The organism is Nostoc sp. WHI, assembly GCF_015714725.1.
GTDB lineage: Bacteria > Cyanobacteriota > Cyanobacteriia > Cyanobacteriales > Nostocaceae > Nostoc.
In genome coordinates this window covers 50,692-62,412 of record NZ_WBKM01000340.1, presented here as the reverse complement: position 1 = coordinate 62,412, position 11,721 = coordinate 50,692, and the positions used below count along the sequence as shown (strand labels likewise).

The 11,721-nt window shown below is 40.4% G+C and carries 5 protein-coding genes; 1 reads left to right on the top strand and 4 read right to left on the bottom strand.

Going from position 1 to position 11,721, the window contains the following annotated elements; translation table 11 throughout:
* A partial coding sequence (gene pglZ / locus F8S12_RS34885) for a BREX-1 system phosphatase PglZ type A (protein WP_196520825.1) occupies positions 1 to 1,358 on the bottom strand: 1,358 nt, incomplete at its 3' end.
* Between the two features lie 325 nt (positions 1,359 to 1,683).
* On the opposite strand from pglZ, the gene F8S12_RS34880 reads away from it, so the two are divergent.
* Entirely contained in the window at positions 1,684 to 3,723 is a 2,040-nt protein-coding gene (locus F8S12_RS34880) for an AIPR family protein (protein WP_196520824.1), read from the top strand.
* Positions 3,724 to 3,903: 180 nt separating this feature from the next.
* Here F8S12_RS34880 and pglX read toward each other — a convergent pair whose 3' ends face one another.
* From pglX to F8S12_RS34865, 3 genes are all read right to left on the bottom strand, one after another.
* Positions 3,904 to 7,461, bottom strand: coding sequence for a BREX-1 system adenine-specific DNA-methyltransferase PglX (pglX, locus tag F8S12_RS34875; protein WP_196520823.1), 3,558 nt, complete (start codon positions 7,459 to 7,461; stop codon positions 3,904 to 3,906).
* Between the two features lie 64 nt (positions 7,462 to 7,525).
* Complete coding sequence (brxC, locus tag F8S12_RS34870) at positions 7,526 to 11,068, bottom strand: BREX system P-loop protein BrxC (protein ID WP_196520822.1); 3,543 nt, start codon at positions 11,066 to 11,068, stop codon at positions 7,526 to 7,528.
* Complete coding sequence (locus F8S12_RS34865) at positions 11,065 to 11,658, bottom strand: DUF1788 domain-containing protein (protein WP_196520821.1); 594 nt, start codon at positions 11,656 to 11,658, stop codon at positions 11,065 to 11,067. Before F8S12_RS34865 ends, brxC begins: the two co-directional genes overlap by 4 nt.
* Positions 11,659 to 11,721: the final 63 nt, after the last annotated feature.

Genomic DNA, 11,721 nt, shown 5'->3' with positions numbered 1-11,721 from the left:
GGGGGGAGGATTTCCCCCTTTTCTCCTTGCCCCTTTGCCCCCTTGCCTTCTTCGCCAAGGGCATCAGACCAAGCTTCTCCTAGACCATCTAGGAACCATTGGGTATATAGATTTTCCACATCGTCAATTAAACCCTTGAGGATATCCCCTTGGGCATCATCGCTCTTGACGATAAAGTGGCGGTAAGCTTTGTCAAAAGAGTGTAAATCGCTGGCGTAGGCTTTGAAGAGAAGTGGGGCTGGCTGGCGGAATCCTTCTGGATACTGCTGCTTAAATTCCAACAGAGCGATCGCAGCTTCTAATGCTTGATAAATCTTCTCATACTGGGGAAACCAAATCAGGGTATGACGTGCCTGTAACCAAGTTCGCCAGGGTATCAATTCCGTTATTTGTTGCCCCATTTGCATTTGCAGTGTTTTAACGCAGGTGCGGATTAATACCTTATCCACTACCTCGAAACTCGCTGCTTCAAATAAAACTTCCGGCTCTAAATTCTCTATAGCATCAAATATATGTAATTGTTCTGCTACCTCACTGCTAAGGATCTTCCAGCCTAGAGAATCCTGCTGGTCGCGCATCCACTGGTCGATAAAGGCATAAGCCCGTTGTCCAGGAGTGATGACTTGGTTGGCTACCTGGGGCGGGATGGTACCGTGCAGAGATTTAGCAAAATGGGTGATTAGCAACTGCACGAATAACTTGTTTAAACTGGGGTTTTGCTTAGGAAAGTCCGTGTGTTCTTGGACTACCTCCCAGAAGGCTTCAGGGGAGATAAAACGCTCAATATCAGACCAGAGGGTGTTATCAGACTCTAATAACCCTCCCAGCAGCACCCGCCGAATCAGTGTCCCTGCATCGGGTACTTTTAAGCCTGCGAGGACGGAAAGCATAGCCAGGAGTAATCCCCGTTCGTCGCTATCGGGGGAAATACCCATTGCTTGCAGGGCTTCTGTCCGTTTGCGGCTTTTAAAGAATTTATCATATTCCCGGATGACAATTTCCAGGCGGCGCGATCGCAATCCTAAATCTGCATAGATGAGGGCGGCGGGGTCAGCAGAGAAGGTTAAACCGCTTTTTTGGATGTCTAGAAGCCAGTTTTCTTGGGGCGCAGGTTCGGGAAAGGGGGCGTATAGTAGAAAAGCTTGATTGGGTTGCTCGACCAGCAGGTGATATTTGACGGTAAAGGCAGTATCAGCAAGTTGGAGTTTTTCTACGCCTTGGAGTTGGAGTTCATTGAAGCTGCTGGCAAATTGTTGGTCAGGGTCGTACCAAAACACAATCCGCCGTCCTGGGTGTAACCAACGGGCAGAATCTTGAAACAGGGTTTGTAGGGTGTTTTGGATACGAGCGGTGTTCATTAATTCCGAAATTCCGTTAGTCTGGGGATTTGCAGAGAAAATTTACGATTTTTTTGCCCTAATTAAATAATACCACCTAAGTCAAAGTAATGCTTAGTAATTATTTTACTTAGCAAAAAATCTATTCTAGTTTAGCTTCATACTCTTATTTCTCAGTATTTTTGTTGCTTTAGTTATAGTTCAACACGAAAAATTATGTTTAATACTTGATGATTAAGCATTTTTGGCTTGATAGCGAAGTATGCCATAAATTAGTGAATATTACACTGGACATTTTACAGTATAGTTCACTACACTAAATTAAGTGTATATTTCGGAGCAAGTTATGGACATTATTCTGAAAAGCCATTTCAATAACTTTAAGAAATCATTTGAAATAGATACTACAACTGCATCCTCTGAAGAAAACAGAGATAAAGAGGCAAATGCTTTTGAAAAATTCGTGAATTATGTTTTGTTCAGTTTAGACTACCCAGATATTTTCACAGCAGATGCAGAATTGTTAGATTTTGTAGGTATTGGCGGTGGTAACGATACTGGTCTCGATGGGATTGGAATCAAAGTTAATGACAGATTAATACGCAATATTGACGAAATACGAGAAATTTATCAAAACAACAAAAAAATCAATATTGAATTTGTTTTTATTCAATCTAAAATGCGTCAAAAGTTTGATACGGCAGAATTTAATTGTTTTGGTGCTGGTGTTAAAAACTTCTTTTCATCAGAAAGTTATTTACCGGAAAACAGTAAAATAAAAGAATTAAGAAAGATTAAAGATTTCATTTATTCAGACGAAAAGGTAATTTCAAAATGGGATAAAAACCCTAGTCTCTCTCTTTATTATGTTACCACTGGGACAGAACAGACTAATGAACATTTTGTAGGTAATCAAAAATTATTAAAAGATGAACTTACAGAAAACGAATATTCTTTTGATAATATAGAGATTAAATCAGTAGGTGCAAAACAATTAATTAAGTTTTGTAGGGAATTAGAAAATAAGTTTGAAGTTCAGCTTAATATTAACGATATTTTTCCACTGATAGTTGATTCTCAAGCTGATGTTAAAAAAGCTTATGCCTTTACTTGTAACGCTATAGAATTATTGAAAATTTTAACAAAAGAAGATGGTGCATTACGCCGTTCTTTATTTAATGATAATGTTCGTGATTACTTAGGTGAAAAAGGCACGGTCAATAGTGAAATTGAACAAACTATTATAGATAGTCCTGAGATGTTTTTGCTTTGCAATAACGGTATCACAATAGTTTGTAATGACTTTGAACAAGTTAAGGATAAGTTAGTTAAAATAGAAAATCCTCAGATTGTTAATGGTTGTCAAACTAGCCATTCGCTTTTCAATCTAAAAGAAAATCCTAATATTAACCGAGTACAACTTATAGTCAGGCTAATTTCTACAGAAAATCTCAACATATCAAATCAAATAGTTAGAGGTACAAATAAGCAAAATCAAGTTTTAGAAGAGGCTTTTGAAACAACACTTCCCTTTCATCAACAAACCTTAGAGCCATTCTTTATTGCTTTTGAAAATGATATAAAGATTTATTATGAGAGACGTGCAAAACAATATAACAATGATTCACTTATCAAGAAAACACAAATAGTAAATTTGAGAATTTTAACTCAGACATTTGTAGCTATGTTTCTTGAAGCTCCTCATGACTCACATAAACATGAAGCAAAGTTATTAGAAGAATATGCTGGGGATAAAGAAAAAAGAAAAATTTTTAGAGAGGATCATTATCCCTATCCTTACTATCTTGGTGCTTTGACTTGGTATATGTTTGAAAAATATTTCAGAGAAGAGAAAATTGATAAGAAATATAGGACATATAAAGCTCACCTTTATTTACTATTTAAGTATAGTATAGGCATTTTCCCACAGAAACTCACAAAATCAAAAGGCTTAGAAAACTATTGCGATAAAATATTAAGTAATTTAAGAGAACCGCAATTTGAAAACCAAATGCATAAAGTTTTACAAGTTTTTGATGCAACACAAAGCCTATGGGGAGAAAGTAAAAGTCTGATTAATGTTAGAGGTAATAAAGAATTTACTGATTTGCTTATTCAACAAGCACACAAGCATTTTATTCACAATACATTTCAAACAAAAGAAAAAGATGTCATAACAATGTATGAAGGAACTATTTTGAAAATTATACCTACTAATGATTGGTGGTATGCTTTTATCAGACGCGGATTTCAATATGAAAATGTATATTTTGACAATCGGGCTTATAAAGGAGATATAGCAAAGTTAATTCCTAAAACAAAGGTCTGTTTTGAAATGGAGAATGATACTAAAGCACGTGCAAAAAGGGTTGAAACAATAGACTAAATAAAAAGCTTAATACCTAATGAATTTCTGTAGTCAGTGAGAGCATTTATTTTATAAATGCTCTCACTTAGTAATCTGCGGCAAGCTAACGCCTACGGCATTACAGGTATGTAACCAGACTCATATATGGTAAGTACTCTCTGCCAATCCTACATAGTTGTTAAAAAAATGTATTGGCTTTTATTCAGCCTGTTTCAATAGCTCTAATTTCCATTGAGCGGCTTTCTCTAGGTCGGCTATTTTCAAATCTGCACCTTCATAAACTAAACCTTTGAAACGCGTGTAGTTGTACGCTACACCATCGTCAAGGTCAAGATTAATTCGCGCATCGGCTTGGGTTTGCAGCTTGGCTTGGTAATCTCGCAGTTCTAGCTGTTGGGCTTGCAGTTCTTTCAGGCGGTTTGTGGTAGCTTTTTTAGCAGCACTAGAAGTGGTATTATCTAGCTGTTGTTGCGCCCTGGCAATTTCCCCATCTAGTTTGACTTGCAATTCCAAAACATAATCGGTGCGGATACGAGCAAGAGCATCTTCGCTGTAACGGTGTAAATATAGTAATGCGCCAAAAGCTCGTTTTTTTCCACTGGTAAACAGCCAGTAAATGGGGCGTTTTTTATAAGTTTGAATGTGGTCAGAAATGAATTCTTGCAGAAAGTAGCGGCGGATGCGTTCTTGGGCGCTTTCGCCGTTTTTGAGGGTGAGGGCGTTGGCGATGAAGTTGAGGTTTTCGGTAAGGGTTTCGGGGCTGTAAGCGACGCGCAGAAATTCTATGAAGCGAGTAACTATGTCGTTATCAAAGTATGCTTGGTCTGTGATGGGAATAATTGCATCACTGCTGGCGCTTAAGGTTTGGTGTAGGGTGGAGTCAAATGGTTGTCCGGCGTGGATGAGTCCGGGTTTGTCGAGGGAGTAGCGCCCCATGATACAGCCGACAGCGTAGGAGATGAGGGAACGGATATCTTTGTTTAAGTCAGCGCGGCGAATGGTGATTTGGTCGTCGGGTACTTCTGGGGTGAGTTCGTCTTGTAAGCCGTATGCTTCTATCCAGTAGCGGTTGTTTTCTTCTTCTAGGCGTTGGAGTTCGCGGAAGGCGGTTTCTGATTTGCTTTGCCAAATGGTGAAGGCTTCGGAGATGTGTTTGGTATTGTGGCGTAATAAGGGGTGGGTTTGGAAGTCCCAGGATGTTTCAAAGTCGTCCCAGTCTTGGCGAGATTGTTGAAATAACTGGCTAACAATAGAGTTGATTATTTTTTTTGTATTATCATTTATTTTGATTAATGGTAAATTACCAATGTTCCATGCTTGGAAATTAAGGCTAGGGTTAATTAGACTTAACAAATGATTGGCTATATGAGAATTGAGAAATCCACCCAGTATAGCGATAAATTCTTTTTCAGGAAAAACTGCCGAACCTCCAGCATCAAATAACATTCCTTTTTGAGTAATTCTTGTAGAAAAACTGCTAGATGTTACTCCTGTCCAATTTACATTAGGTTTAAAAATATAATTATCATTAAAAGCATGTGCTGGAACTTTTCCGTTCCTGTCTTTTGTTGTTTTAATTTCTTTGCCATCATCGTACCAATTAACGATATATTCAACATTGCCGAACCATTTCCTAAATTCACCACCTTTTTGATATGGAAACCATTGAAATTTACTTTCTTGAGCTATTGCCTTACTTTCAAAACCTATACCAAGTTTGAAAAAACTTACCTCGTACCATAATCGAATAAATCTATCATTATTACCTGTAATCATTCCTGCTCTTGGTGTTGCAGTTTGATACAAAGGAGAGCAATTTTCAAATAGTTTAATAATTTTTTGGCTAGCCCAGTAAGCAATTGTACTTCCCGGAATCTTTGCAAAATCAGCCGCCTTTGCATAATAAAGATATCCACAATCAGGATTTTTAATTGCTTCTAAAACCTTAACTGGTTGCAAATCAGCCCCATAAAATTTATTAAGGTCAATAAAAGTCCCTTGATATTCAGGTAAAGCTTTATTCAATAGAGTAAAAGCGCATATTGGTACAAAGGCTGAATCAAAAAACGCATGATATTCCGGTCTAATAAGGCTAGTTATTGTATTTTCACTTAATATACGTCTACGTAATTTCTCATAAGAACTTAAAAACATCCAAGTAAATGGTGTCATTAAGCCGATGAACCCGTTTTGTAAACTCATATTTAAAAAACGCTCAATAAATATAGAGAAAGCGTCTGATTTAGAATCAGGATAATTTTTATTGGCAAAACTTCTTAAAACATCATTTAAACTTTTACTTCCCATATAAGGCGGATTTGCAACCACAACCCAATACCTATTCATCAACAACTCTGCCTGTAACAATAACGCTTGTAAAGCCGGAATACACTCTCGAAATAGTGAATCACTTGCCTCTAAGTTATTTAATTGCCATTTCAACTTCTCACCATCAAAAGCTGGCGTAGTAATTAAACTTCCTAAATTATCTGCATCCTTAAAAGCCTCAATTAACGGTTGCCAATCTTCAGCATTCAATTCTGTAGCAGGTGGTAAAGTCTGACTATGGGTAGGACGCACCGCAATAATATTCAAAGCCAGAGATTTCCGCAAAATCCGCGAATTCTTCGCCCTTGCCTTCATCAATACCGCAAAACTTGTCAACTGTGCAGCACGTTCATCAATATCTAAACCATATAAATTGTGCGTCAAAATCAGCGCCGGAATATCGCGCTCTAAGTAACCTTGCTCTTTGTAGATTTCAAACAGCAAATCAAACGCATACACCAAAATATGGCCACTACCACAAGCAGGGTCTATCACTGTCAACTCTTGAGGCGTTAAAGCTTGCGGTTTTTCTCCCTCACCATTATCGTTAGGATTTTCCAAATAGTAAGGCATATATTCACGCAAGCGTGATTCCGGGTGCGCCTCTAACCACAACCGCCCTAAACTGTTCTCCACCATATACCGAACAATCCAGTGGGGGGTAAACAATTGAGTCGCTGCTGGAATATCTGCGGCCGCAACCTTCGACTTTGCCCCAATTACCTCATCCTTGCGTTCCGAAATGTAGAACTGATACAGCCAACCCACTACTTCAATATTCTGCCAGTCCTCCTCTGGAATCTCCTTTACCAGCCGCCGTACAATTGAATCCTGATTTAATAAATTTCCAGGCAAAAACAGCGCTTGGTAGTTCTGGCGAGGGTCAAACAGTGCCGGAATTCCCTCTGCCAAAGCTTTACACTGAGCTAACAGCAGACGGCGGTAAAGAAACTCATCGGGATTGGGATCGTGATTGGCAAAACTGCGCCACTCATTGAGAGTATCCAAGTCAAGTCCAGGTAAATCCCCCATTTCGGCAATAGAACTAGCATCCCGTAACAAATCAGGGTCTACCAAATTGGAGTCGCTACTACTCAACACCCGCCCGATATATCTATTCACCTCCATAAACCGCAACGCCGCCAAACGGTTAAACCAGGTGTAGGCAATTTCATCTATCAGCGCATCTACCGCCTGGGGTTGGCTGGAACTTAGGGTTAAATCTTGCAAGCGATTTTGCAGTTGATGATATTGGTTTGCTTCCGTGGTATTTAGCGTTTGACCCGCTACCAGCAGTCCACCTGCAACTGTCTGAGGTTCTGTAATACTTTTGTGAGTTATGCCAAATTGAGCAGCACGGGCTTTAACTTGTTCTCGTAGGTAACGACGCGCCCAAATAGCAAAGTTTTTGATAGCAGTGCGGTTCATAAGCTGATGAGGGAATAGGGTGATGCAATAAAGGTAGGAAAATGATTGGTAGAAATAAGTAATATTACTCAAGACGAACGCGATTATTTTGTTGAATCTCATCCAATAGGGTTTTCCGCAACGCCTCTAGATAAACATCCACATCTTGGAGTGTTTCCAGTAGGGGTTTAGGCGCAACTCTCGCTACCTGCACCGATACGATGGGTTTGACACAAGTAGCTTTGCCGTTACTGCCATTGTTTGACTGACGCTGAATGATTTCATTGGCTTGCTGATCTACTTTTTGCAGCAATTGTGGGAGGATGCTTTCTAGTTCACTTTGACGTGCGATCGCAGAATCGATACTTGTTACTTGGTTAACTGAGGTGACAACTTTATCGATGTCTTGGGTGATATTGCTGAGGTCTAGCTGTGCAGAAATGTCTTCGTGAGCGGAAGTCACATACTCAGCTAATTTCTCCCGCATTGCCTTGCTTTTACTCTCCACCTGATAGATTTGAGTTTTTAGCGCCTCCTGCACCTTATCTTTGATAGGTAGGAGTAACATTGCTAATTCTGGAATCTTGGCAGTGGGGTCAGACATCGCCAAAATTTGCTTAACTAAATCCACCCGCTTAAGCAAATCTGGGTCACTAATATGGCGTAGTTCTGGTTCTAGGGTTTTCAGGTCATTACGAGCTTGCTGGAACAGCTTAATTTGTGTGCTAAAGAAGGATTGCAGCTTTTGCACATCTTCGATAAATTCTTCTATATCATCCCGTCGTTGACGAAATGTGTCGAAAAACTTAGCCGCACTGTCCTTGCTTAACAATTCAGTCAGCAAATCTAAGTTAGTACGTAGTAATTCAGCAAAGGGAAGCCCACCTTCTGCTTGGATTAACCAACTTTCTAGTTCTTGAGAGCGTTTTGTTAGGGCATTTTTGTATTGTTCAAATAGCAACTGTGGATCGCTAGACATATTGCCATTGAGTAAGTCGCTGGCCATATCTTTGGCAATCTTCAAGTTTGCTGGGTTAATTTCATCGGTAAGGCGGACGGTATATTTATCTATTTCTTTGCGCGATCGCAACTGCATCACTAATCCTTTATCATGCAGATTAACGTTGCCTTGAGCGTGTCGCAGTTCTATTGAACCCTTGTTAGCAAGTTCTGCCATCACCCCCAAAGTGTCGAATTCCGACCAACCATAGGGACGAACTGCAAACTTATCTACCAATGCTTTAATGCTGACAAGGCGGCGAAGGCGGGTTTCTTCCATTAACCAAGCTCGCATTTCACTATGAGCAGCCACATTAACAGGCTGTCCGTTAATATCTTGTTCTTGACTCTCACGAGTTAGGGCATTGCTTACCTGATCTTCGTTTTCAAAACCACTAGCCACGTAACCGAGCTTTTGATACACATTACCTACCAAATAGCTCAAACCTTCATTCAGCAAGCTTTTAGTGTCTCGACTGCGAATTTCTAACTTGCTACCACAGGCAAATACATCAGCACGAGCAATCAAATCCTCTAGGATAACTTTCAATTCCTGACGGCGTTTGCTATTCTCGTCTCCCCGTGCAATTAAAATTCTCTGGATACTAGGGCTGAGGTTGCTGCTATTTTTCAGACGCAAGTACTCGTCTGTTTTGATTAGAATATTGAGATCATCCAGTAGACGCTGGTTATCAGGCAATCGCACCAAGACTTCATAACGAGATCCCGTAGTACCAATGCAGAAAGCATCATCCTGCATAGCAGCGTAACTTTCGGCGTATGGGGTAACAATATGCAGGGTTAGGTCGTTAGTTTGCTGCCCAAAAGTTTGTTCATCCAGCTTGCGGTTAAATGGATACTTATGACGCTGGCTGTATCGTAGTTCTTTGTCAGTAAAAATTGAATCCCAGATAAGCTGTTGTAATTCTTTGAGAACTTTGATTGAATCAACTTGAGTATTTTTGATTTCTCTGCCAATATCTTGCTCCTCATGGGTTAAGAAAATATATTCATCGCCATTACGCTGGATAAGAGTTTGACGTTCCAACCGCCCCAAAGCTGCTTCTACCTGCTGCCGCAAAGCTAGTTTATCCTGGTCAATATTACTTAGACTAAGAGTAGTTAAGTTATCCAAGTTAGCCCGAATTTCTTTCAGGTACTTGACCATGAACAAAGTCTTCAATAGGTCAATGTCAAAAGAATGCAGTTGCGGATTCCGACCTGCCTGAATAATAACTTGGTTGATCGAACTATCCAAAAAGCCTTCTACTGCCATGTAAAAGGTGTGAAACGGAACCAGCACACCAAGAGGTTCTCCGGCTACCGCTTGGGATGCAACCTGAAATGCATCCAATAGCGATCGCTCTCCTGATGCCAAGTGCTTGCCAGCAGAACCCATGAGGCGAATTTGAGTGAAAACCTTTTGTAAAAGATTAAATTGATAGGGAATAAAGGGATAGGCGGTAAAGAAGTCTTGAGGATTGCCATATCCCGGCATATCGGCGCTGTCCTGAGTAAAGGCAATTTGGTTTCTCAGAATAGCAATCTTCTGGCTATACAAAGCTTCCAACCCAGCCCGCGCCGCATCAGTTTTGCCCAGCAAGCGTAACTTAATTACCTCATCGGTATTAGCAGAAGACAAATTCAGTGGGCGATAAAAACGACCAATAATCTTAGAAAAGTCCTCGCCTTTAATCTTGTTTTTGGTAATCTCATCCATTGCCTCTTGGGATGTCACCACCACCCAAGCTTTTCCCAAACAGTAAGTACCCAAATCTTCCACAACAGTCTGTAGGTTCAGCATCAGTTTGCTGTCTTCACCGATATACTGTCCTACCTCATCCACCATAAAAATTAGGCGATGTTGCGGCCCTTTACTATCCAGATACTGCTTTACCATGCCAGCAAACTTTTCTGGACTCAAAGTATAATTTTGTTCGCTGAAATCCAGTAAGCGGTTAGCCGCTTCTGCACTCATACCCGTGCTAGTTTGTAATGCACTAGCGATCGCATCTTGATGAAAACCCCAAGCATCTCGGTTTTCCTTCCATTCCAAGCCACTCTCTGCCAAGAAAGCTTGTTGAAAAGCTGCATATTTACCTTGGCGATCTAGTTGACGTTCAAAGTCAGCAATGGGAAGAACCGTCCAAAAGTACCCCAAATGCTCGTCAAATACCTTTTGAAAGACTTTGGTAATGCTTTCTTTATGATTTTTATTATTGGCATCAGCTTTGGAGTCAATATTGAATAAAATCACATCGCAAGAACTATGTGCCGCCTGTGCTATCAAGGCTTGCAACATCGGATCAGGAATACGTTTTTCATCAAAGTAATCCAAGGCACGGCTAGTTTCTAGTTGATGATTAGCCAATAGGTATGACAGAATCTTCAAAAAGTGAGATTTCCCTGACCCAAAAAATCCAGAAATCCATACACCCATTTTATCCGTAGGATTGCTTAGGGCATTGGTGTAGCGTTCAAAAAATGTCCGAAAGTGCCTATCCAGTTCGTTGGTAACGACATACTCTTCTAATTCTTGACGAATATTCTCGTCGTCCTTCTGCCCAACTTTAATAACGCCATTAATATTACGGTGAATGTCCTTTTGGAAGAGTTCGGCGATATTCATAGGTGGTGTTGTTGGTGGGGAATCAGAGGGAAAGCCCGATAGTAGTTGTCATCCTTAAAGGTGTCGAATAGGCGTAGTTCGTGCCCATCGTAAGAACCAGGGAAAAACATCACTAGAGGGATTTTGTCAAGTACTGGGTGCAAGTTGTTGAGAATACTGTGCGATCGTAAAAGAGGCCAGCTAGCACCAACTCCAGTCATGATTACAAGCTGTTCATCACCCCTAAGTTTTTTTTGGATGTAGGCAATAACCTGGTCAGGTCGGACAAGAGGCGCAACGGTCTTAGCCAGGGCAGCATTTCCTTTAGTTGCTTCTAACTCAAAAGCTTTTTTGAGTACCCCTCGTTCTGACAAGATGTCGAGAATAGTCTTGTAAAGGTCAATTTCCAGCAAAATAAGCTGAATTGGTGAATTCATCAATTGTGGCTTCAGGCGATCAATGTAGCGCTGCACCAGTGGTTCATATTCAGCGTCATAATCAAAAATATAAAAGCCAATTTCGTTACCAATGCCACGGTTACTCAGCAGGCGTGCATCTTGCAGCTTTGGTAGCAGTGCATCAAGGCGCTGATTAATGGTCAATGTGGGCATAACTTCCGCATTAACCCGCAGCTAAATTGGCTGTATTCAAGTGCTTATTTATATACACAGCAA